Annotated in this window: 18 protein-coding genes and 1 riboswitch; of the genes, 10 read left to right on the forward strand and 8 right to left on the reverse strand. The window is 67.9% G+C overall.

Annotation, left to right across the window (positions count from 1 at the left end; translation table 11 throughout):
• Positions 1 to 5: 5 nt before the first annotated feature.
• Positions 6 to 1,484 carry an MDR family MFS transporter gene (locus AB0P11_RS12190; protein ID WP_053095548.1) on the reverse strand — a complete coding sequence of 493 codons (1,479 nt, stop codon included), beginning with the start codon at positions 1,482 to 1,484 and terminating at the stop codon, positions 6 to 8.
• Positions 1,485 to 1,655: 171 nt separating this feature from the next.
• Between AB0P11_RS12190 and AB0P11_RS12195 the strand changes: the two genes are divergently transcribed.
• Positions 1,656 to 3,701, forward strand: coding sequence for an ABC transporter ATP-binding protein (locus AB0P11_RS12195; RefSeq protein WP_053099050.1), 2,046 nt, complete (start codon positions 1,656 to 1,658; stop codon positions 3,699 to 3,701).
• Positions 3,702 to 3,708: 7 nt separating this feature from the next.
• On the opposite strand, the gene AB0P11_RS12200 is transcribed toward AB0P11_RS12195, so the two are convergent.
• Genes AB0P11_RS12200 through AB0P11_RS12230 form a run of 7 tightly spaced genes read right to left on the reverse strand, consistent with a single transcriptional unit; the run spans position 3,709 to position 11,044 of the window.
• Complete coding sequence (locus tag AB0P11_RS12200; RefSeq protein ID WP_072590985.1) at positions 3,709 to 4,482, reverse strand: SDR family oxidoreductase; 774 nt, start codon at positions 4,480 to 4,482, stop codon at positions 3,709 to 3,711.
• A 20-nt stretch (positions 4,483 to 4,502) separates the two neighbouring features.
• Positions 4,503 to 5,450, reverse strand: coding sequence for a glycosyltransferase family 2 protein (locus tag AB0P11_RS12205; protein ID WP_363522189.1), 948 nt, complete (start codon positions 5,448 to 5,450; stop codon positions 4,503 to 4,505).
• Between the two features lie 36 nt (positions 5,451 to 5,486).
• Positions 5,487 to 6,626: a cysteine desulfurase family protein gene (locus tag AB0P11_RS12210; RefSeq protein WP_072590987.1), complete on the reverse strand. Its 1,140-nt coding sequence runs from the start codon at positions 6,624 to 6,626 to the stop codon at positions 5,487 to 5,489.
• 5 nt (positions 6,627 to 6,631) lie between these two features.
• The gene (gene nadC / locus AB0P11_RS12215) at positions 6,632 to 7,483 is read right to left on the reverse strand and encodes a carboxylating nicotinate-nucleotide diphosphorylase (protein WP_056278027.1); all 852 of its coding nucleotides are present in this window, start codon (positions 7,481 to 7,483) and stop codon (positions 6,632 to 6,634) included.
• On the reverse strand, positions 7,483 to 8,997 hold the full coding sequence (nadB, locus tag AB0P11_RS12220) for an L-aspartate oxidase (protein ID WP_363522192.1): 1,515 nt from the start codon (positions 8,995 to 8,997) through the stop codon (positions 7,483 to 7,485). The genes nadC and nadB overlap by 1 nt, the downstream gene beginning before the upstream one ends.
• Positions 8,994 to 10,331, reverse strand: coding sequence for a quinolinate synthase NadA (nadA, locus tag AB0P11_RS12225; RefSeq protein ID WP_285363081.1), 1,338 nt, complete (start codon positions 10,329 to 10,331; stop codon positions 8,994 to 8,996). Before nadA ends, nadB begins: the two co-directional genes overlap by 4 nt.
• On the reverse strand, positions 10,328 to 11,044 hold the full coding sequence (locus AB0P11_RS12230; protein WP_072590991.1) for an NUDIX domain-containing protein: 717 nt from the start codon (positions 11,042 to 11,044) through the stop codon (positions 10,328 to 10,330). The genes nadA and AB0P11_RS12230 overlap by 4 nt, the downstream gene beginning before the upstream one ends.
• A gap of 243 nt (positions 11,045 to 11,287) precedes the next feature.
• Here AB0P11_RS12230 and AB0P11_RS12235 point away from each other — a divergent pair, with 243 nt between their 5' ends.
• The 9 genes from AB0P11_RS12235 to AB0P11_RS12275 all read left to right on the forward strand — a co-directional run bounded on the left by AB0P11_RS12235 (position 11,288) and on the right by AB0P11_RS12275 (position 23,372).
• A complete protein-coding gene (locus AB0P11_RS12235) occupies positions 11,288 to 12,979 on the forward strand; it encodes an ABC transporter substrate-binding protein (RefSeq protein WP_056278036.1) in 1,692 nt (563 codons plus the stop codon).
• Positions 12,980 to 13,018: 39 nt separating this feature from the next.
• Positions 13,019 to 14,014, forward strand: a complete 996-nt coding sequence (locus AB0P11_RS12240; RefSeq protein WP_053095557.1) for an ABC transporter permease — start codon at positions 13,019 to 13,021, stop codon at positions 14,012 to 14,014.
• A 37-nt stretch (positions 14,015 to 14,051) separates the two neighbouring features.
• Positions 14,052 to 14,987, forward strand: a complete 936-nt coding sequence (locus AB0P11_RS12245; RefSeq protein WP_230100670.1) for an ABC transporter permease — start codon at positions 14,052 to 14,054, stop codon at positions 14,985 to 14,987.
• The gene (locus AB0P11_RS12250) at positions 14,984 to 15,847 is read left to right on the forward strand and encodes an ABC transporter ATP-binding protein (protein ID WP_053095559.1); all 864 of its coding nucleotides are present in this window, start codon (positions 14,984 to 14,986) and stop codon (positions 15,845 to 15,847) included. Before AB0P11_RS12245 ends, AB0P11_RS12250 begins: the two co-directional genes overlap by 4 nt.
• On the forward strand, positions 15,844 to 16,680 hold the full coding sequence (locus tag AB0P11_RS12255) for an ATP-binding cassette domain-containing protein (RefSeq protein ID WP_072590993.1): 837 nt from the start codon (positions 15,844 to 15,846) through the stop codon (positions 16,678 to 16,680). Before AB0P11_RS12250 ends, AB0P11_RS12255 begins: the two co-directional genes overlap by 4 nt.
• Positions 16,681 to 16,807: 127 nt before the next feature.
• Positions 16,808 to 16,902, forward strand: a riboswitch (glycine riboswitch).
• Between the two features lie 155 nt (positions 16,903 to 17,057).
• Positions 17,058 to 18,242 (forward strand): glycine cleavage system aminomethyltransferase GcvT, encoded by a 1,185-nt coding sequence (locus AB0P11_RS12260; RefSeq protein ID WP_363522197.1) that lies wholly within the window; start codon positions 17,058 to 17,060, stop codon positions 18,240 to 18,242.
• The gene (gcvH, locus tag AB0P11_RS12265; protein WP_072590995.1) at positions 18,239 to 18,616 is read left to right on the forward strand and encodes a glycine cleavage system protein GcvH; all 378 of its coding nucleotides are present in this window, start codon (positions 18,239 to 18,241) and stop codon (positions 18,614 to 18,616) included. Before AB0P11_RS12260 ends, gcvH begins: the two co-directional genes overlap by 4 nt.
• Before the next feature lie 7 nt (positions 18,617 to 18,623).
• Positions 18,624 to 21,509, forward strand: coding sequence for an aminomethyl-transferring glycine dehydrogenase (gene gcvP, locus AB0P11_RS12270; protein ID WP_072590996.1), 2,886 nt, complete (start codon positions 18,624 to 18,626; stop codon positions 21,507 to 21,509).
• 225 nt (positions 21,510 to 21,734) lie between these two features.
• Entirely contained in the window at positions 21,735 to 23,372 is a 1,638-nt protein-coding gene (locus tag AB0P11_RS12275) for an ABC transporter substrate-binding protein (RefSeq protein WP_150115049.1), read from the forward strand.
• Positions 23,373 to 23,451 lie beyond the last annotated feature (79 nt).

The raw sequence follows: 23,451 nt of genomic DNA on the forward strand, positions 1-23,451 counted from the left end.
GACGATCAGTGCCCGCCGTGCGCTCCGCCGGAGACGTCGTCTGCCGGCTTGCGGACGAAGGGGCTCAGCGCCACCGCAGCCAGCGAGATGATCGCGGCGATGAGGAATGCCATGCGGGCACCCGGCGCACCGGCGACCGCCGTGGGGAGCCCTTCGGCTTCTCCGGCGTGCAGGATGGCGGAGTACGTCACCGTCAGCACCGCCACGCCCGCCGCGCCACCGACCTGCTGGAGGGTGTTCAGCACAGCGGAGCCGTGTGAGTACAGCGAACGCTGCAGCGACCCGAGCGACGCGGAGAACAACGGCGTGAACGACATCGCGAGTCCGACCGACATGGCCGCCTGCACGATGATGAGGACCCACCACACGGTGTGCTCGCCGACGGTCGAGTAGTAGAACAGCGCGGCCGACACGAGGATCGTTCCGGGGATCAGCAGCGGGCGAGTGCCGCGTGCGTCGTACACCCGACCCATGATGGGGCCGAGCAGACCCATCAGCACCGAACCGGGAAGGAGGATGAGGCCGGACTCGAGGGCGTTGAGGCCGGCGACGTTCTGCAGGTACTGCGGCAGAAGGGTCAGCGTCCCGAACATCGACAGCGCGAGGATCGTCATGATGACGACCGAGAACGTGAAGTTCGCCGAGCGGAACACGCGCAGGTCGAGCAGTGCGTCGTCGACCCGCTGCAGCACCAGCTGGCGCCACACGAACAGCGCGAGTGCGACGGCACCCACGACGAGAGCGACGACACCGGCGGTCTCGCCGGATCCGCCTTCGCCGCCGAACTGGCTGAGACCGAAGACGATGCCGCCGAATCCGAGAGCGGCGAGCGGGATGGAGACGACATCGAGGGGGACCACTCGGGTCTCACCCAGGTTGGTCATCCACTTGACGCCGATGAGCAGCGAGACGAGCGCGATGGGCAGGATGATCGCGAACAGCGCACGCCAGTGGAGCGTCTCGAGGACCGCACCGGCGAGCGTCGGTCCGATCGCGGGAGCGAGCGAGATGACGAGTCCGACGCGCCCCATCATGCGTCCGCGCGACTGGGCGGGGACGACGTTCATGATGGTGGTCATGAGGAGCGGCATCATGATGCCCGTGCCGGCGGCCTGGATGACGCGGCCGGCGAGGAGGATCTCGAAGCCGGGCGCCACGAGGGCGACCAGGGTTCCGAGCGAGAACGAGATCATCGCGGCGATGAAGACCTGACGGGTCGTGAAGCGCTGCAGGATGAACCCGGTCGTCGGGATGACGACCGCCATGGTGAGCATGAACGCGCTCGTCAGCCACTGGCCGAGCTCGGGCGGGATGCCCAGATCGACGTTCAGATGGGGGATCGCGATGCCCATCGTGGTCTCGTTGAGGATCGCGACGAACGCGGCGACGAGCAGGAGCCAGATCACGCGCATGTCGCTGCGGGCGATCTCGCCGCTGCGCGCGGGAGGGGGCGTGGTGATCGACCCGGTGTCGACGGCAGACATACGGCCTCCAAGGCACTGAAGAGAGGGAGAGATCGCGCGAGTGCGCGGGGACCACTCAGCGTAACCACAGGTTCGGACATTTCATTCCGGATCCCTCTGAATCCGCTCTCAGCGGACGGACGCCCGCGCTGAGCGCGTCCCGGGGTCATGCGTGCTGACTACGCTGGCGACATGAGCATGGGTGGTGGACGCGGGGGATTCCGCGGTGTGGACGAGAGCGCACAGCGTCGGCTCAACGCCGAGGCACCGCGCATCAGCGGGCTCGGATCCAGGGTGATCGCGCTGTTCCGTCCGTACCGCTGGCGCATCTTCTGGACCGGCGTATTGGTTGTGATCGGCGCCGCCATCGCCGTGATCCCGCCGCTGATCGTGCAGCGCATCTTCGACGACGCGCTCTTCCCCGTCGACGGCGGTGGCCCCCAGCTGCAGCTCCTGATCTGGCTGGTCTCGGCGATGGTCGGGCTCTTCCTCCTCTCCGCCGTCCTCGGCGTCGCGCAGACCTGGCTCACCTCGACCGTCGGCAACAGCGTCACGGGCGACCTGCGGGTCCGGCTGTTCGAGCATCTGCAGGCCATGGAGCTCGGATTCTTCACCCGGACGAAGACCGGCGTCATCCAGTCGCGTCTGCAGAACGACGTCGGCGGCGTCTCGGGCGTCCTGACCAACACCGTGACCAGCATCCTCGGCAATGTCGTGACGGTCATCGCCTCCCTCGTCGCGATGATCCTGATCGATTGGCGGCTCACGCTGATCGCTGTCGTGCTCATGCCGTTCCTCATCATCGTGCAGCGACGCGTGGGGCAGGTCCGTGCGCGCATCGCCGGCGAGACCCAGGAGTCACTGTCCGAGCTCACCTCCATCACGCAGGAGACTCTGAGCGTGTCGGGGATGCTCCTGTCGAAGGCGTTCAACCGACAGCGCACCGAATCGCAGCGGTACCAGGCCGAGAACCGCAACCAGGTGAGGCTGCAGGTACGGCGGGCGATGAGCGGGCAGGGCTTCTTCGCGGTCGTCCAGGTGCTGATGGCGAGCGTCCCCGCGGTCATCTACCTCGTCTCGGGCTACTTGATCGCCGGCGGCACCGGCGCGATCACCGCGGGAACCGTCGTCGCCTTCACGACCGTCCAGGCCCGTCTGCTGCAGCCGCTGATGGGCCTCATGCGGGTGTCGCTCGACCTTCAGACGTCGTCTGCGCTGTTCGCGCGCATCTTCGAGTACCTCGACCTGGTGCCCGAGATCCAGGACGCCCCGGATGCGATCACGGTCGCTGAAGCGCCGGGGCCACGGGGACGGATCGAGTTCGCCGACGTCGTCTTCCGCTATCCGGACGCGGCACCCGATGCTCGCCCCACCCTGCAGGGCGTCTCGTTCGTGGCCGAGCCCGGTCAGCACGTCGCATTCGTCGGTCCCTCGGGTGCGGGCAAGACGACGGTGCTGTATCTGGCGCCGAGACTGTACGAGGCGCATGGCGGCGCGGTGCTGTTCGCGGGAGCGGACGTGAAGACCCTCACGCAGGAGTCGATCATCGACCAGGTCGGCATCGTCTCGCAGGAGACGTACCTGTTCCACGCGACGATCCGCGAGAACCTGCTGTACGCCAGACCCGACGCGACGGACGAGGAGATGATCGCCGCCTGCACCGCAGCAAACATCCATCACATCATCAGCGGGTTCGAAGACGGCTATGACACCGTGGTCGGAGAACGGGGATACCGTCTCTCGGGCGGTGAGAAGCAGCGCATCGCGATCGCCCGAGTGCTGTTGAAGGATCCGCCCGTGCTGCTGCTCGACGAAGCGACGTCCGCTCTCGACACGGTGTCGGAGCGCGTCGTGCAGGAGGCGTTGGACGAAGCGGCCAAGGGGCGCACGACGCTGACGATCGCGCATCGACTCTCGACGATCATGGGTGCCGACGTCATCCATGTCGTCGAAGCCGGCCTGATCGTGGAGTCGGGCACTCACGCCGAGCTCCTCGCGCGGGGCGGCCTCTATGCCGAGCTCGCCGCGCAGCAGGTGGCCGCTTCGCGAGTGCTCGATACGGAGAGGGCCGTCGAGACGGCCGTCTCGGGAGGCGTGCGCGCCGCCCTCGCCCACCGTCGGGCCGACCGGGCTCCGGAGGATTCCGCCGGGGCCGATGCGGTCGACGCGCTCACCGCTCCGGTTCCGCTGCTCGACGTGTCCCGTGCCGACGAGCGGGTCTACCCGGCCGAGGGGTGAGACGTGCTCAGTGCACCGACAGGCCGCCGTCGATGAACAGCGACTGCCCGGTGACGTAGCTCGAGCCGGCGCCGGCGAGGAACACGGCCGCGGCCGCGAAATCCGACGGCAGTCCGTTGCGTCCGATCATGGTCCGTGCGGCGAGGGCGGCGATCTGCTCGGGGTCCTCCTGCAGCCGGGCGTTGAGCGGGGTGAGCACGAACCCGGGAACGAGACTGTTGCTCGTGACTCCGGTGCCTCCCCATGCCTCGGCCTCCGAGCGCATCAGCGACTCCACGGCTCCCTTCGAGGCGCCGTAGACGCCGCTGCCGACGAACGCGCGGTGCGCCTGCTGTGAGCTGATGTGGATCAGGCGCCCGTAGCCCCGCTCGGCCATGCCGGTGGCATAGCGCTGGCCGAGCAGGAAAGGGGCGAGCGCATTCACGGTCATCGTCGCGTCCCAGTCGTCCTCGGTGATCTCGGAGAACGGCGGGCGGATGTTGATCCCTGCGGAGTTCACCAGGATGTCCGGCTCGCCGAACGGCGCGACGGCCGCTTCAGCGAGGGCTCGGATTCCCTCCCGCGTGCCGAGGTCTCCGACGACTCCTGCCGCCCGGCATCCGGCGCGGGTGAGCTCCGCCACGGTCTCGGCAATCCGCGCTTCACCGCGCGCCACGATCACGGTCGAGGCGCCTGCGCTCGCGAGTGCCGTCGCGATGCCGCGTCCGATGCCCGAGCTGCCACCGGTGACGACGGCGGTGCGCCCCTCGAGCGAGAAGAGGTCGGCGAGGTACTGGTTCATCGGTCTCCAGAGTGCGGGTCTCACCACGCCAGCGCGGCGGTGAGGGCGGGATCGGGGCGGGCGGCGGCGTGCTCGGGGAGTGCTTCGATCTCGGCGACGAACGCGTCGACCTCGTCTGAGTAGTCCGGTTCGGTGTGCGTGCGCGCGATCTCGAGCAGCGGCGGAATGTCCATGGCCAGGATCAGCTCGAGACGGGCAGTGACGGCGGCCTGTGCCCCCGCCTCGTGCAGCACGCGGATTCCTCCGCGCAGAGCCGTGAGATAGTCGCGCAGCACGGGGAGCTTCGCACGCCCCTGCGTGATCGAGGTGCCGTCCGCGCGCAGGCGCCAGCGCACCACGGTGTCGGGGATGACATCGAAGCTGCGCGCCCGTGTGTACATCAGCTGGGCGACCACCTGATCCTCGTAGGCGACGCCCTCGGGGAACCTCAGATCGTTCCAGAACTCGGTGCGGCTGACCTTCGACCAAGCCACGATGTTCGCGCTCGCTCGAGGGTGCTCCGCGATCGTGGTGGCGAGTCGTTCGGGCGACGTCGCTGCCGACACCCACGGCTGCACGCGCCCCGCGACGTAGCGCTCGCCGTCGAAGCGCGACCGCACGTAGGCGCCGGCGACGAAATCGCTGCCGGTCTCGGCGAGCGTCCCCACGAGTCGTTCGAGGGCAGAGGGCGTGAGTTCGTCGTCTCCGTCGAGGAAGCCGATCAGGGGAGTGTCGACGAGGTCGATGCCGACGTTCCGCGCGGCACCCAGGCCGCGGGACGCCTCGTGCTGCACCGCCCGGAACCGAGGATCCGATGCGGCTGCCGCGGCGAAGATCTCCGCCGTGTCGTCTGTGGATCCGTCGTCGATGAGGATCGCGTTCCACCGCGTCTCGGTCTGCGAGCGCAGCGACTCGAGTGCGGCAGGAGCGAAGGCGCCGATGTCGCGGCCGGGGACGATCAGGGTCACGATCGGGGCGGAGGCGGTCACGAGCCGAGTCTATGGCCGGCCGGTCGGGCTCGTCGTTCAGGGGTGGGTGACCGCGCGCACCGATTCGGCGACCAGCCCGGCGAGCCGTTCGGCCAGGTCGTGCGGGAGCGCCTCGCGTCCGAAGGTGAACCGCACAGAGGTCTGCGCGACCGCGGGGGAGATCCCGCATGCGAGAAGCACATGCGAGGGCTCGTCGCTTCCGGCGGCGCAGGCAGAACCGCTCGACGACACCACGCCCCGACGCTCGAGCTCGAGCAGGACAGCCTCCCCGCTGACTCCGGCGAACGTGAAGCTCGCTGTGCCGGGCAGCCGTGTCACGGGGTCGCCGGTGAGGGCCGCCTGCGGCACGAGTGCGTGCACCGCGGCGATGAAGCGCCCCGTCGACTCAGCGACCCGGGCGCTCGCCTCCTCGCGCTCCGCGTCGGCGAGCTCCAGCGCTGTCGCGAGGGCCACCGCGCCGGCGACGTTCTCGGTGCCCGAACGGCGTCCTCGTTCCTGGCCGCCCCCGTGCATGAGCGGCTCGAGCGCGACGCGCCCTCGCACGGCGAGAGCTCCGACCCCCTTCGGAGCTCCGAGCTTGTGCCCGGCGATCGCGACGGCATCCGCTCCGAGGCCGCTGAGCGGCAGCCACCCCGCAGACTGCACGGCGTCGACATGCACCGGGACGCCTGCCTCCCTCGCGGCTGCTGCGAGGGAGGCGACGTCCTGGACCGTGCCGATCTCGTTGTTGGCGTGTCCGAAGGCGACCAGTGCGGTGTCATCGCGCAGGGCCTGCGTCAGAGCGGCGACGGAGATCCTGCCGAGGCCGTCGACGGGGATCGGCGTCACCTCGACGTCGTGGAAGCGCCGCAGGTGGTCGGCGGATTCGAGGATCGACTCGTGCTCGATCGGCGAGACGACCAGATGCCGGCGACCGCGTGCGAGGGCTGCCAGCACGATGCCCTTCACCGCGAGATTGTTCGATTCCGTTCCACCGGATGTGAAGATCACATCGCCCGCGCGCATGCCCAGCACTCGGGCCACCCGCGACCGTGCGTCATCGAGTGCGCTCGCCGCGGCCTCACCGTACGTGTGGTGGCTCGACGGATTGCCGAAGACCCCGGTCAGGAACGGGCGCATGGCCTCGACGACCTCCGGTCGCACCGGAGCCGTTGCGGCGTGATCGAGATAGAGCATCCCCGTCAGTCGATCCGCACGTCGAGACCGAGATCGAGCGCCCGGGCGGAGTGCGTCAGGGCGCCGACCGAGATGACGTCGACCCCGGTCGCCGCGATCGCCCCGACCGTGTCGAGAGCGACCCCGCCCGAGGCTTCGACCTGCGCGCGATCGCCGATCATCGAGACCCCGGCGCGCAGGTCGTCGAGAGAGAAGTTGTCGAGCAGCACCGTGTGCGCACCCCCGTCGAGCACGGCGGGGATCTGATCGAGCCGGTCGACCTCGACGACCACGTGCGTCGTGTGAGGCAGCCGGGAGAGCGCATCCCGCAGAGCCGAGGCGAGGTCGACGCCCGAGCGCTTCAGCACCGCGAGATGGTTGTCCTTGGCCATCACCGCATCGGACAGCGAGAACCGGTGGTTGTGACCACCGCCCGAGAGCACCGCATGCCGTTCGAACGCTCGCATGCCCGGGGTCGTCTTCCGCGTGTCGGCGATCCGCGCCGATGTCCCCTCGACCGCGCGCACGTAGGCGGCGGTGGCTGTCGCGACACCGCTCATCCGCTGGGTGAAGTTCAGAGCGATGCGCTCGGCGGTGAGGATGCCGCGGGCCGAGCCGGATACCGAGGCGAGCACGTCGCCCGCCTCGAAGGCGTCTCCGTCGCCCACATGCACGTCGACCGCGATCGCCGGATCGGTGAGGTGGAACGCGGCCGCGAACACCTCGCCGCCGCTGAAGGTGCCCGCTTCGCGGGCGACGAGGTCGGCAGTGGCGGTGGCATCCGCGGGAAGCAGGGTCGCGCTCGTCAGGTCGCCCCAGGGGGCGTCTTCCTCGAGGGCTGCGCTGACCACGCGGGTGATGTGGGCGGCGGTGAGCATCAGACTGTCTCCAGGAGAGGTGAGGCGAGGGGTTCGCGGAAGTGCGCACCGACGGAATCGGTGCGAGCGAGCGCGGCAGACGCGGTCGCGCGGGCGAGCAGGAGGAGGTTCGCATCCTCGCGCTCGCGGACGGTGGCCGGCTCGGGAATCGCGGCGAGCCAGCGGCCGACGATGGTTGCGGCGTGTCGCAGACCCTCTTCCGAGCGCAGCAGGCCGACGTGGTCCCACATCAGGCGCTGCAGCGCTGCGCGACTGAAGTCGGCGCCGACAGCGATCTCGCCGGTGGATTCCGACTCCTCGGACAGAGGTGCGCGAGGCGCCGAGCCGCGCTGCGAGCTGACGGGAGGATGCTGCCAGGGCGTGCCGAGCGCGGCTGCCGCGCGGGCTCCGAAGACCGCGCCTTCGAGCAGCGAGTTCGAGGCGAGACGATTCGCGCCGTGCACGCCGGTGCGCGCGACCTCGCCCACGGCGAAGAGCCCGGGGACGGAGGTGCGCCCGTCGAGGTCGGTGACGACGCCTCCCATCAGATAGTGGGCGGCGGGTGTCACCGGGATCGGAGTGGAGGCCCAGTCGAGACCGCGTTCCCGCGTCACGCGATCAATCGTCGGGAATCGCTGCGCGAGTCTGAGTCCGCCGATCATGGTCGCGTCGAGACGCACCGGGGAGCCCTGTCGGGCGGACTGGCGGGCGATCGCCCGCGCGACGACGTCGCGCGGGGCGAGCTCGCCGTCCGGGTGGCTGTCGAAGACGAATCGCCGGCCGTCGGCGTCCACCAGCGTCGCCCCTTCGCCGCGGACCGCTTCCGAGACGAGGAAGGCGGGACCCTCGGCCAGGATCGTCGGATGGAACTGCACGAACTCGAGGTCGGCCACCGCGGCCCCGATCCGCACGGCGGCGGCGATGCCGTCGCCCGTGGTGCCGAGGGGATTCGTGGTATGCGCATACAGGTGCCCTGCGCCGCCCGTGGCGAGCACGACCGCGTCGGCGGAGAGCTCCGAGACCGCCCCGCCGACCTGGACCCGCACGCCGCGCACGACGCCGTCCTCGGCGATCACGTCGGCCAGAAAGGCGCCCTCCACGACGGTGACATCCGCGTCGCGGACCGAGGCCACCATCGCCCGGGTGATCTCTGCTCCCGTGGCATCCCCTCCGGCGTGCACGATGCGTGCGTGACGGTGCGCCGCCTCCCGCCCGAGCAGCAGCCGCCCGTCGGGTGAGCGGTCGAACGCGACGCCTCGGGCGATCAGCTCCGCGATCCTGGTCGCGCCCTCGTGCACGAGAACATCGACCGCGGCGGGATCCGAGAGTCCTGCTCCGGCATCGATGGTGTCTGCGGCGTGCTGTGCCGCCGAGTCGCCGACGCCGTAGATTCCGGCGACGCCGCCCTGCGCGTACCCCGTGCAGCCGTCGCCCAGCGCACCCTTCGTCACGACCGTGACCGAGTGACCGGTCTCGTGCGCGTGCAGGGCCGTCGTGAGTCCGGCGATGCCCGAGCCGACGACGACGACGTTCATCGGGCGCTCGCCGCCACGGGCGGCTTCGCCGCCAGCATCCGTTCGAGGGCGATGCGGGCGGGGTCGGCCACGTCCGCCGTCACCGTGATCCGATTCGGCGTGCGGCCCGCGACGAGCTCTTCGAGCACCCAGGCGAGATACCCGGGGTGGATGCGGTACATCGTCGAGCAGGGGCACACCACCGGGTCCAGGCAGAAGATCTCGTGCTGGGGGAACTGCGCCGCGAGGCGACGGACGAGGTTGATCTCGGTGCCGATCGCGAAGGTGGTCGGCGTGGTCGCCGCGGCGATCGCCCGACGGATGTAGTCGGTCGATCCCGCCTCGTCCGCCGCGTCCACGACGGCCATCGGGCACTCAGGGTGCACGATCACCCGGACCCCGGGGTGCTCGGCCCGCGCCTGGTCGATCTGATCCACGGTGAAACGGCGGTGCACCGAGCAGAACCCGTGCCAGAGGATCACCTGCGAGTCGACGAGCTGTGCCGCGGAGGATCCGCCGAGCGCCTGGCGCGGGTTCCACATCGGCATCCGCTCGAGCGGTACGCCCATCGCCTTCGCGGTGTTGCGGCCGAGGTGCTGGTCGGGGAAGAAGAGCACGCGCTGACCGCGCTCGAATGCCCACTCGAGTACGGTCTGCGCATTCGAGGAGGTGCACACGATTCCTCCGTGGCGCCCCACGAAGCCCTTGATCGCGGCCGACGAGTTCATATACGTGACGGGGATCACCGGCACCCGTCCACCCGCATCGGGTGTGTCGAGGTCGCCCAGCACGTCTGCGAGCTGCTCCCAGCAGTCCTCGACCTGATCGATGTCCGCCATATCGGCCATCGAGCATCCGGCCGCCAGATTGGGCAGGATCACGGCCTGGTCGGGTCCCGAGAGCAGATCAGCCGTCTCGGCCATGAAGTGCACTCCGCAGAACACGATCGCCTCGGCGTTCGGACGCTCCTTCGCCGCGGTCGCGAGCTGGAACGAGTCGCCCACGTAGTCGGCGTGCCGCACGACCTCTTCGCGCTGGTAGAAGTGCCCGAGCACGACGGCGCGGTCACCGAGGGTGGCCTTCGCGATGCGGATGCGCTCGTCGAGGTCGGCCTCGCCGGCATCTCGGTACTCGGCGGGGAGCTCTCCCTGCCGCGGAGCGCCGGTGGGGATGACGTCGCCCATCGACGACCCGGGACCGTATCCGGGGCGGGAGTCGAAGTCCCAGGGGCCGGCGGCGAGGTCGGTCGCGCACGTCGCGTCGGTCGAGGCGCCGGACACGATCGACTGGATCGCGTGATCGACAGAGGCGTCGATCGGCTGGACGACCGGTGTGGGAACGAAGGTGATGCTCATCGGGTGCTCGTCTCCTCGGGGCCGAGGGGGCCGTGATCGGCCAGCTCGACGTCGGTGTTGTAGCGGTACAGGCGGGCGGGTCGGTGGTTGCCGGTGCGGAACCGGTCGGTGGGAAGGAGGTTGCCGGCGGATTCGACCTGGCGGCGGAAGTTGGCCGGATCCAGGTGCTTGCCGAGAATGGCCTCGTACGCCTCGCGGAGATCCGCCAGGGTGAACTCGGCAGGAAGGAAGCCGTGGGCGACGCGGCTGTAGCCGACCTTGTTCCGCAGTCGCCACAGGGCGTACTCGACGATCTTCGTGTGATCGAAGGCCAGCGCCGGGAGCTCATCGAGGTCGACCCAGCGCACGTTCTCCGGAGCCTTGCCGGATGCCCGATGCGCCGCGCTCTGCGCGTCGACGTCATCCTGGCGGAGCAGTGCCCAGTACACGATCGACACGACGCGGGTGGGGGAGCGGTCGACGGCCCCGAAGGCGTAGAGCTGCTCGAGATAGCTCGGCGTCAGTCCCGTCGTCTCGGCCAGAGTCCTGGCTGCGGCGTCGACAGCCGATTCGGTCTCGGTGAGCCAGCCGCCGGGGAGGGCCCACTGGCCGGCGAACGGCTCGCGCGTGCGCAGCACGAGTGGCAGCGCGAGCACCGCCGAGCCGTCCTCGGCGCGTCGAAGGGTGAGGATCACGGTCGACACGGCGACGTCGATGCCTCTGCTTTGGGTCATATGTACCTTAACCTCCTGCTCCGATCTTAGTGTCATCTCGACTGTTAGTGCATCTTCATGACGCCACCGCCCCTGAGGCCGAAACGTTATATACCAGCGTTCTGGACTCTTGTCGCTAGGAAAGGGATTTGTTAGGTTACTGTCCTAACAAATCCCTTTCGGGATCTGTTGCGAACTCCGTCCGGAGTTCGACTCCACCCGGAGAAATCCCTCCTGCAGTGCAGCACCGAGAGGAAATACAGAATGATCCGTAACGGAAGGCGCAAGATCGCGCTCACCGCTGTGGCGGGGGCATCCGTCCTCGCCCTGGGCCTGACGGCCTGTGGCGCAGGCGGAGGCAACGAGGGGAGCGGTGGCGATGGCGACCGTGCTCTTCGTGTCTGGGCCGGCAGCCAGACCCCCATCACCGCGAACTACAACCCGTTCGCCCCGACCGTGCTCCACGGTGCACTCGGGCCGATCTACGAGCCGCTGTTCTTCTTCAACAAGACGGCGGATTCCGAGCCCGTCGGTCTGATCGGAGACTCGTACGAATACAACGAGGACGGCACGGTGATCACGATCGCCATCAAGCCCGATCTCAAGTGGAGCGACGGAGAGCCGCTGACCGCCGCGGACGTCGCGTTCTCCTTCACCTACGAGGCCAACAACCCTGAGGGCAACGGTCTCGTCTCGGCGGAGGCGACCGACGACACCACGGTCGTCCTCACGTACACGACCGCGCAGTACACGACCGAGTTCCAGCGCCTCGGTTCGACCTACATCCTCCCCGAGCACGTGTGGGCGGAGGTCACCGACTTCGCGAACTTCGCCAACGAAGAGCCGGTCGGCTCCGGCGCCTACGTGGTCGACAAGACGACGAGCGAGTCGTACACGCTCGTCGCCAACGAGAACTTCCGCGACGCCGACGAGCTCGGAGTCAAGAAGGTCCAGTACATCGCGGTCGACAACAACCAGACCGCACAGGACCTGCTCGCCGCCGGCAAGCTCGACTGGACGGGCATGTTCATCCCGAACCCGGACGACGTCACGGGCAACGGAGCGATCGATTGGATCAACACGCCGCAGGACCCGACCGTCCTGTACACGTGCTCGAACGCCGAGCTCGGCTGCACGGGTCCCCAGACCGACGTCGCGGTTCGACAGGCGCTCAACGTCGCGATCGACCGCGCGGCCATCAAGGACAAGGCGTTCGTCGGTCTGACCGGCGACATCTCGCCGACCTTCGCGCTGCTGCCCCGTGACGAGAAGTGGGTCGCGGACTCCGCCAACGAGATCAGCCCCCAGGAGGCGAACGCCGACGAGGCTGGCGAGATCCTCGAGGCCGCCGGCTACACGAAGGACGGCGACTTCTACGCGAAGGACGGCGTGCCGCTCGAGCTCAGCCTGATCTCGGTCGACGGCTGGACCGACTACAACGATGCGGCGAAGCTGATCGCCGAGCAGGCAGAGGCTGCCGGCATCAAGATCACGGCATCCACGGTGCAGTGGCAGGAATTCTCGGACGCCCGTCAGGGCGGTGAGTTCCAGCTGATCGTCGGCGGTGTGGTCGGAACCTCGGTGGCCGACCCGTTCCAGATCTACCGCGACTGGTTCGGCGGCACGACCGTCGGTTCGACCGCAGCGGTGGGCTCGGAGGTGCCCGCGGGGCGTTGGAACTTCAGCCGATACAGCAACCCCGTCGTCGACACGGCCGTCCAGGCCGCGATCAGCACGAACGACGAGGCAGAGAAGAAGGAGCTGTACGGCACGATCCAGACCGAGATCGTCCGTGATCTGCCCTACATCCCGCTCGTGATCAACGCGACGCAGACCTTCTACAACACGAAGGACTTCACGGGATGGCCGACGGAGGAGGACCTCTACGCCTTCCCGCCGTCCTGGGGTGCGATCGCGGCGGGCTACGTCCTGACGCAGCTCGAGCCGGCGAACTAAGCACATGGAGTCGGGGGAGCAGGAAGCACGGTCAGTGACATGAAGTTCTATGCACGAAGAATCGGGTTCTACGCGTTCACGCTATGGGCCGCGATCTCACTCAACTTCCTGCTTCCCCGGCTCATGCCGGGGAACCCGGCGGACATCATGATCGCCAAGATGCAGCGAGCGGGCGGGGAGGTCTCCGAGACCACGATCCGCAACATCAAGCTGCTTCTCGGCGGTGATGACTCGTCCCTCTGGGATCAGTACATCGCGTACTGGGGGCGCATGTTCCAGGGCGACCTGGGTATCTCCGTCACCAAGTTCCCCGCGCCGGTGAGCGAGCTGATCGGGCAGGCGCTGCCCTGGACACTCATCCTCGTCGGCACGGTGACCGTGATCTCCTTCATCCTCGGCGTCGTGCTCGGCGCCTGGGCAGGATGGAAGCGCGGAACGTGGGTCGACCACCTCATCCCGGCGACCACCGTGCTGCAGTCCATCCCGTACTTCTGGATGGCGCTGCTGCTCGTCTCGGTGTTCGCGGTCGGGCTCGGCTGGTTCCCGATCTTCGGCGGCTACGACGTGTTCGACTTCCCGGACGGTCCCGAGCCGACCTGGGCGTTCTTCATGGATGCGCTCTCGCACGCCATCCTGCCCGCACTAACGATCGTGATCTCGTCGGTGGGCGGCTGGATGTTCGGGATGCGCAACATGATGGTGCAGACCATGGCCGAGGACTACGTGCTCACGGCCGAGGCCAAGGGGCTCCGTCCGCGTCGCATCATGACCACGTACGCCGCCCGCAATGCCGCGATCCCGTCGATCGCCGGCTTCTCGATCACCCTGGGATTCGTTGTCGCCGGCTCCATCGTCATGGAGCAGGTCTTCACCTACCCGGGCATCGGGAAGCTGATGTTCCAGGCGGTCACGAACAACGACTACGCGCTGATGCAGGGACTCTTCCTCGTCATCACGATCACGGTGCTCGCCGCCAACTTCATCATGGACCTCGTCTATGGCTTCATCGACCCGAGGGCTCGCCAGAATGTCTGACACCGAGAACACAGTGCTGATCACGAAGGATCAGCCCATGACCCAGCCTGCGAGCACGATCTCTCTCGCCACCCAGCGGGGCCGCAGACGCCGCCGCGTCCTTCCCACCTCATCGACGAAGTTCATCATCGGCGCGAGCATCGTGATCGCGATCGTGCTGTTCGCGATCATCGCGCCGATCTTCTCGCAGGACCCTCGAAGCACCGACAACCCCGCACTGCTCCCGCCCTCGCCGGAGCACTGGTTAGGCACCACCAAGCTGGGCAACGACATGTTCGCCCAGCTCGCCATCGGCGCCCAGGGCTCGCTCCTCGTGGGCGTGGTAGCGGGCGGAATCGCCATCATCCTGTCGCTTGTCTTCGGAGTCCTCGCGGGGTACCTCGGCGGATGGCGCGAGGACACCCTGGCGCTGCTGACCAACGTGATGATCGTGATCCCCGGCCTGCCGCTGGTGATGGTGATCTCCTCCTTCGTCCCGCAGCGCAGCTGGCAGCTCGTCGCGTTCGTGCTCGGCATCACGTCCTGGGCCGGTGCCGCCTACGTGCTCAGGCTGCAGACCCGATCTCTGCGCACCCGTGACTACGTCTACGCGTCCAAGGTCGCGGGAGAGCGATCCTTCCGCGTCATCCTGGTCGAGATCATGCCGAACCTGCTGCCGTTACTCACCGCGCAGTTCCTGTTCGCGATCATCTTCGCGATCCTCGGCGAGGCCGGACTCTCATACCTCGGTCTCGGCCCCAACTCCTCCATCACCTGGGGGACGATCCTCAACGACGCGCAGTCAGGTCAGGCGCTCGGACGAGGCGCCTGGTGGTGGTTCGTCCCACCGGGAATCATGATCGCCATGCTCGGCGCCGGACTCTCGCTCATCAACTTCGCGATCGACGAGGTCATCAACCCCAAGCTCCGCAATGCACCCGACGCCGCTCGGCGCGTGCGCAAGGCGGCCAAGACGAAGGGGGTCGCCGCATGAGCGCTCCGGATGCCGTGCTGACCGCACGGGACGTGTCGATCGAGTACGAGGTGGATCCGCCCGTGAAGGCGGTCCGCAACGTCTCTCTCACACTCAACCGAGGCGAGATCCTCGGCCTCGCCGGTGAGTCCGGCTGCGGCAAGACGACGCTCGCCTACGGCATGAATCGGCTGCTCAAGGCTCCTGCGCTCATGACCAGCGGCGAGATCGTGTTCCATGACCGCGACGGCCACGACATCGACATCGTCGCTCTCGACGGCGATGGGCTGCGGGCCTTCCGCTGGGACAAGATCTCGATGGTGTTCCAGGGAGCGATGAACTCGCTCAATCCGGTCATCAGCGTCAAGGCGCAGATCTTCGACATCTTCGAGACCCATCGCCCCGGCATGTCCAAGAAGGACAAGCAGGCGCGGGCCGAAGAGCTGCTGACCCTGGTCGGGGTCGACCCGTCGAGACTGACGAGCTTCCCCCATGAGCTGTCCGGTGGCATGCGTCAGCGCATGATGATCGCGATGGCGCTCGCGCTGGACCCGCAGGTGATGATCATGGACGAGCCGACCACGGCGCTCGACGTGGTCGTGCAGCGCGGGATCATCCGCGAGATCATGCGGCTGCGTGAGCGGCTGGGCTTCGCGGTGATCTTCATCACGCACGACCTGCCCATGCTGATCGAGATCAGCGACCGCATCGCCGTGATGCTGCAGGGGCAGATCGTCGAGGAGGGCACCGCGGAGGAGATCTACCGCACGCCCCAGCACGAATACACCAAGAAGCTGCTGTCGAGCTTCCCGAGTCTGACCGGCGAACGCGGAGATTTCGTCCGCACCGGCAACCAGCCCAGTCAGGAGGAGGTCCGATGAGTGCTCCCACCCTCGAAGCCCGCAACCTGGTGAAGGACTTCACGCTGCGATCCGGCCTCAAGACGTCGGTCCTGCACGCGGTGAAGGACGTCTCGTTCACCATCGAAGCGGGGAAGACGGTCGCTCTCGTCGGCGAATCCGGGTCGGGCAAGTCGACGATCGCCCGGATGCTGATGAAGCTCGAGACGCCGACGGGCGGGCAGATCCTGCTCGACGGCAAGGACTCGGGCATGCGAGGCCGCGCCGTGGAGGACTACCGCTCCCAGGTGCAGATGGTCTTCCAGGACCCCTTCGCGTCACTCAACCCGTTCCACACGATCATCCATCACCTGGAGCGGCCGATCCGGCTCCACCACCCCAAGCTGTCTGGCTCCCAAGTGCGGGCGCGGGCGATCGAGCTGCTCGAGCGCGTGCGGCTGTCGCCCGGCGAGAGCTTCGCGGAACGTCGCCCGCATGAGCTGTCCGGTGGTCAGCGGCAGCGCGTGGCGATCGCTCGTGCGCTCGCCCCGGGCGCGCGGTTCATCGTCGCGGATGAGCCGGTCTCGATGCTCGATGTCTCGATCCGACTGGGAGTGCTCAACCTGCTGGCAGACCTGCAGCGGGAGGAGAACCTCGGCGTGCTCTACATCACGCACGATCTCGCGACGGCACGTCACTTCAGCGACGAGATCATGGTGCTCTACAAGGGCGATGTCGTCGAGCGCGGCCCCGCCGACGAGGTCATCCTCAATCCGCAGCACGAGTACACCAGGACATTGCTGGGCGCCGCGCCCGAGCCCGAGAACCTCGGGCGTCTGCGAGACGAGGTCAGAGCCGAGCTGGCGGGTCGCTGACCTCCAGTGGATGACGCCGCGCTCGCCTGGCGCCCCACCCTCGGGGCGTCGGGGGAGCGCGGCTTTCTGCGGCCTGTGCCGACGACGTCGACCCGCTAGACTGAGGCCACAAGTGAAGACAGGCCGAATGACCCACGCGGGAGAGCCCCGGCGAATGCAGCCGGGCACCGAAGGAGCAAGCCTCCCCGCCAATCTCTCAGGTACGCGTACCGCGCGGTTCCGGCCACTCTGAAAAGCGATCTCGAGCGACGCCGCGTCAGCTCGGATCCGCCGACGGTGAAAGCCCAGTCTCTGGGCGAAGCTCTCAGGCTCATGACAGAGGGGGAGTTCCCAGGAGCAGCGTCGCTGTTCCGCCCGATCCAGCCCGGGAGAACTCCATGTCCGACCCCCGCTACACCCCGCTGCGTGAGCGCCACGAGGCGCTCGGTGCATCGTTCACCGACTTCGGCGGTTGGCAGATGCCGGTGCGATACACGTCCGACCTCGCCGAGCACCACGCCGTGCGGCAGGCGGCCGGCATCTTCGACATCTCCCATATGGCGGAGTTCCTCGTCACCGGCGACTTCGCCGGGGAGTTCCTCGACTACTCGCTCGCGGGCCGGCTGTCGGCGATGGCGGTCGGCAAGGCGAAGTACTCCCTGATGCTCGCCGACGACGGCGGGATCATCGACGACGTCATCGTCTACCGGCTCGCAGACGACCGCTTCCTGGTGATCGCGAACGCGGGGAACCGCGGATTCGTCGACGCGGCGTTCGCATCGCGCGTCCGTTCGTTCCCATCGCGGATCGAACGCGAGATGCCCGCCAGGGCCGAGGGAGAGGACCGCAGCTTCGCGGGGTTCATCGGCGACAGGGGCGTGGACGTCGAAGACGTCTCCGACGACTATGCCCTGCTCGCGGTCCAGGGCCCCGCCTCCGAGGCGATCGTCTCGTCGACGCCGGGCATCACCGATCTCGGCACCCCATGGGCGGAGCAGAAGTACTACGCCTGGGCCGATGCGCTGTTCCAGGGTGCACCGCTGCTGCTCGCCCGCACGGGCTACACGGGTGAGGACGGATTCGAGCTTCTGGTGAGAGCCGCCGACGCACCCGCCCTGTGGGACGCCCTCGTCGAGGCGGGTAAGCCGCACGGGCTCGTCCCCGCGGGCCTCGCCGCGCGCGACACCCTCCGGCTCGAAGCGGGGATGCCTCTCTACGGTCACGAGCTCTCGCGCGAGACGAAGCCGTCTCAGGCCGGTCTCGGGCGAGTGGTGGTGTCCGACAAAGACGACTTCATCGGCAAGGGAGCGGTGCATGCCGCATCCGACGCTCCGGTGCTCGTCGGCCTGGTCGCCGAGGGCAAGCGTGCCGGACGCGCGGGCTACTCGGTGGTCGACGCGGACGGCATCGTGCTGGGCGAGGTCACCAGCGGTGCACTGAGCCCGACGCTCGGCCACCCGATCGCGATGGCCTACGTGGCACCTTCTTCCGCTGCCGCGGGAACCGCAGTATTCCTTGATGTGCGGGGGACCAGGATCCCCGCGACCGTGACCGCCCTGCCTTTCTACCGGAGGACCAAATGACCGATCTCAACGCACTCAGCTATACCGACGAGCACGAGTGGATCGCCGCTGACGGTGACACCGTGACCATCGGGATCACCGACTACGCGGCCGACAAGCTGGGAGACGTCGTGTTCGTCGAACTCCCCGCCGTCGGCACCGAGATCACCGCAGGGTCGGTCGTCGGTGAGATCGAGTCGACCAAGTCGGTCGGCGAACTCTACGCCCCGGTCACCGGCACGGTCGTCGAGATCAACGACGCCGTCGTCGACGACCCGTCGCTCGTGAACGCCGAGCCGTTCGACGGAGGCTGGCTCATCAAGGTCTCCGTCGCCGCCGGTGCGCTCGAGGGCCTGATGGATCGCGACGCGTACGTCGCTCTCACGGAGGGCTGATCGTCCAGTGGTCTCTTTCGCCGATCGTCATATCGGAACCACCGCCGCCGCCCAGCGCCAGATGCTCGACACGCTGGGCGTCGAGTCGAAGCTCGAGGACTGGAGCCCGGTCGAGGCGCTGATGCGTCAGGCCGTGCCCGCTTCGATCTTCACCCCCGCCTCCACGGAGTCCGTGATCCCGCGCGCAGCGAGCGAGACCGAGGCGCTCGCCGAGCTGCGAGCGCTCGCGTCCCGCAACACGGTGAACCGGCCGATGATCGGTCTCGGGTACTACGGCACGATCACCCCTCAGGTGATCCAGCGCAATGTGCTCGAGAATCCGTCGTGGTACACCGCGTACACGCCGTACCAGCCCGAGATCTCGCAGGGTCGCCTCGAAGCACTCATCAACTTCCAGACGATGGTCGCCGAACTGACCGGCCTGACCACCGCGAACGCGTCGATGCTCGACGAATCGACCGCTGTGGTCGAGGGGATGCTGCTGGCACGCCGCGCGTCGAAGAAGGCGTCGAACGTCTTCGCCGTCGACGCCGACGCGTTCCCGCAGACGAAGGCACTGCTCGAGACCCGTGCCGAGGCCGTGGGCATCGAACTGGTGTCCGTCGACTTCGCGGCGGGTGAAGAGCTGCCCGCCGAGCTGTTCGGCGTCTTCGTGCAGTACCCGGGGGCCTCCGGGCGAGTCTGGAACCCGGCGGCCGTGATCGATGCGGCGCACCTCGCGGGCGGGCTCGCCGTCGTCGCGGCCGACCTCCTCGCGCTCACCCTCATCGCGTCGCCCGGCTCGCTCGGGGCCGATGTCGCGGTCGGGACGACGCAGCGCTTCGGCGTGCCGATCGGCTTCGGAGGCCCGCACGCGGGCTACATGGCTGTGCGCGCAGGGCTCGAACGTCAGCTGCCCGGCCGTCTCGTCGGCGTCTCTGTCGATGCCGACGGCAAGCCGGCGTATCGGCTGTCGCTGCAGACCCGCGAGCAGCACATCCGCCGCGAGAAGGCGACGAGCAACATCTGCACCGCTCAGGTGCTGCTCGCCGTGATGGCGTCGATGTACGCCGTCTACCACGGTCCCGATGGACTGAAGGCGATCGCCCGGGAGGTCGCGGCCAAGACCGCGATGCTGCGCGACTGGCTCGCCGATGCGGGTGCGGACGTCGTGCACGACTCGTTCTTCGACACCCTCCAGGTGCGGGTGCCGGGGCGCGCTGCCGAGTTCGTGGAGCAGGCCCATCACGGTTTCGGCATCCTGCTGCACGCCGCGGATGCCGACACGATCGGCATCTCGATCGACGAGACCACGACGGTCGCCGAGCTCCATCAGGTCGCTCAGGTCTTCGGCGGTGCCCGGGAGCGCGCATTCGGATTCTTCGGCTCCGGTTCGCAGGGCGGCCTCCCCGGCGATCTGCTCCGTCAGGACGAGTACCTCACGCACCCCGTCTTCCACGCGCACCGCAGCGAGACGGCGATGATGCGCTATCTCAAGAGCCTCGCCGATCGTGACTATGCGCTCGACCGCGGCATGATCCCGCTCGGGTCCTGCACGATGAAGCTCAACGCGGCGACCGAGATGGCGTCGATCACGTGGCCGGAGTTCGCGGGCATCCACCCGTTCGCGCCGGCATCCGATGTCGCGGGGTATCTCGACATGATCACGCAGCTCGAAGCGTGGCTCGCCGAGGTCACGGGGTACGACGCCGTCTCGCTGCAGCCGAACGCCGGCTCGCAGGGCGAGCTGGCCGGCCTTCTCGCCATCCGCGGATACCACCTCGCGAACGGCGACACGCAGCGCACGGTGTGCCTGATCCCGTCGTCCGCGCACGGCACCAACGCGGCCTCCGCGGTGCTCGCCGGAATGAAGGTCGTCGTCGTGGCGTGCGATGAGCTCGGGAACGTCGACCTCGACGACCTGCGGGCGAAGATCGCGGCGCACGCCGACGAGCTCTCGGCGCTGATGATCACCTACCCGTCGACGCATGGCGTCTACGAGCAGGACGTGGTCGAGATCACGACCGCGGTGCACGACGCCGGCGGCCAGGTGTACGTGGACGGTGCGAACCTCAACGCGCTGCTCGGCTACGCCCGGTTTGGCGATCTCGGCGGCGACGTCTCGCACCTCAACCTGCACAAGACGTTCGCGATCCCGCACGGCGGCGGCGGCCCCGGTGTGGGCCCCGTCGCAGCCAAGGCGCACCTCGCGGCCCACCTGCCGTCGCACCCGCTCGCGCAGCGGGCGGAGCATGCGGGCGGATTCGTCTTCGAAGGCGGCGCGGTTTCGGCGGCACCGTACGGATCTGCGGGCATCCTGCCGATCTCCTGGTCCTATGTGCGGATGATGGGCGCCGACGGCCTCCGTCACGCGACCGCGGCCGCGGTGCTGTCCGCGAACTACATCGCCGCGCGCCTGGGCGAGCACTTCCCCGTGCTGTACGCGGGGGAGGACGGCCGGGTGGCGCACGAGTGCATCCTCGACCTGCGTCCGCTTCGCGAGGAGACCGGGATCACCGTCGACGACGTCGCCAAGCGACTGATCGACTTCGGCTTCCACGCACCGACCATGTCGTTCCCGGTCGCGGGGACTCTGATGGTGGAACCCACCGAGTCCGAGGACCTCGGCGAGATCGAGCGGTTCATCGAGGCCATGATCATGATCAAGGCCGAAGCGGATGCCGTCGCCGCCGGGCGCTGGCCCGCGGACGACAACCCTCTCGTCAACGCTCCGCACACCGCAGTCTCGCTGATCGCGGGGGAGTGGGAGCACGCCTACAGCCGTGAAGACGCCGCCTATCCGGTGCACGCTCTGGTGGCAGGCAAGTACTGGCCGCCCGTGCGCCGCATCGACCAGGCGTACGGTGACCGCAACCTCGTGTGCGCCTGCCCGCCGATCGAGGCGTTCGCCTGAACCGAATCCTGAGGGGTGACGGCGTCGTGTCCATGCGGACACGACGCCGTCACTCGTTTCCGTGCATTTCCGCGTGTTTCGGGGATGTTTCAGTTGGTCACCACTCAGTAACGGTTCATTAGCCGAGAGCAGCGTCCGCGAAACCGCGGGTTACAGTCAACTATCCCTACGCGTTCGACGATGAGCGCGCAGTCTGATGAATACCCGTCCACAGGAGGACACAAAGTGAAGCGCAACAAGATCGCCCTTGCGGGCACTGCGCTGTTCGCGATCGGCGCCCTGGCGCTCGCGGGCTGCGCGAGCGGTGGAAGCGGCAATGAAGGCGACGGCGGCTCCGGTGCGAACACCGACGCCGACGCCATCATCACCACGAACGGCTCGGAGCCCGAGAACCCGCTGATCCCCACCAACACCAACGAGGTGGGCGGCGGAAAGATCCTCGACGAGATCTTCGCCGGTCTGATCTACTACGACGCCGACGGCAAGCCCGTCAACGACGTGGCTGAGGAGATCACCACGGAGGACCCGCAGAACCTCACCGTCAAGATCAAGGAAGGCCTGACCTTCACCGACGGTGAAGAAGTCACCGCCGACAACTTCATCAAGGCGTGGAACGAGGGCGCCAAGGCGTCGAACGCTCACCTCTCCAGCTACTTCTTCGAGGACATCGAGGGCTTCAGCTACGACACCGACTCCGAGCTCACGGGTCTCAAGCAGGTCGATGACTACACCTTCACGATCGCGCTGAACAAGCCGGCATCCGACTTCGCTCTGCGTCTCGGCTACTCGGCCTTCTACCCGCTCCCCGACGTCGCGTTCGAGGACATGGAAGCGTTCGGTCAGAACCCGATCGGCAACGGTCCGTACATGATCGACGGCGAAGACGCGTGGCAGCACGACGTCCAGATCGACCTCGTCCGCAACGACGACTACGACGGTGGCCGTCAGGCCGCCAACGGCGGTCTGACCATCAAGTTCTACGCCACGCAGGAGGCCGCATACGCCGACCTGCTGTCGAACGAGGTCGACGTCATCGACGCGATCCCGACGAACTCGCTCCCGGTCTTCACCGACGAGCTCGGCGACCGTGCTGTGAACCAGCCCTCCGCTGTGTTCCAGTCCTTCACCATCGGCCAGTTCCTCCCGCACTTCAGCGGCGAAGAGGGCCAGCTGCGTCGTCAGGCGCTGTCGATGGCGATCAACCGCGAGGAGATCACCGAGACGATCTTCTCGGGCACCCGCACCCCGGCATCCGACTTCACCTCTCCGGTCATCGACGGCTGGTCCGACTCGGTTCCCGGCAGCGAGGTCCTCGACTTCGACCCCGAGAAGGCGAAGGAGCTGTGGGCTGAGGCCGACGCCATCGCACCGTGGGACGGCGAGTTCAAGATCGCGTACAACTCCGACGGCGGCCACGACGCCTGGGTCGACGCGGTGAGCAACAGCATCAAGAACACGCTCGGCATCGAGGCATCGGGTGACCCGTACCCGACCTTCCAGGACCTTCGCACGAAGATCAACGACCGCACCATCACCACGGCTGCGCGCTCGGGCTGGCAGGCCGACTACCCGGGTCTGTACAACTTCCTCGGACCGCTCTACGCCACCGGCGCAGGCTCCAACGACGGTGACTACACGAACCCCGAGTTCGACGAGCTCATCTCCGCCGGCATCAGCAACCCCGACGCCGAGGCTCAGATCGAGGACTTCACCAAGGCGCAGGAGGTCCTGTTCCAGGACCTTCCCGCGATCCCGCTGTGGTACTCGAACGTGACCGGTGGCTTCAGCGAGAACGTCGACAACGTCACGTTCGGCTGGAACTCGGTTCCGCTGTACTACGAGATCACGAAGGCCGGCGAGTAAGTCTGACGGCACTTCACCTGTGAGGCGGTGACGATTCTTCGTCACCGCCTCACAGGCTTGTGTTCACGTAGCTTTCTTT

Origin of the sequence: Microbacterium sp. NPDC079176 (assembly GCF_040686675.1) — a bacterium.
GTDB lineage: Bacteria > Actinomycetota > Actinomycetes > Actinomycetales > Microbacteriaceae > Microbacterium.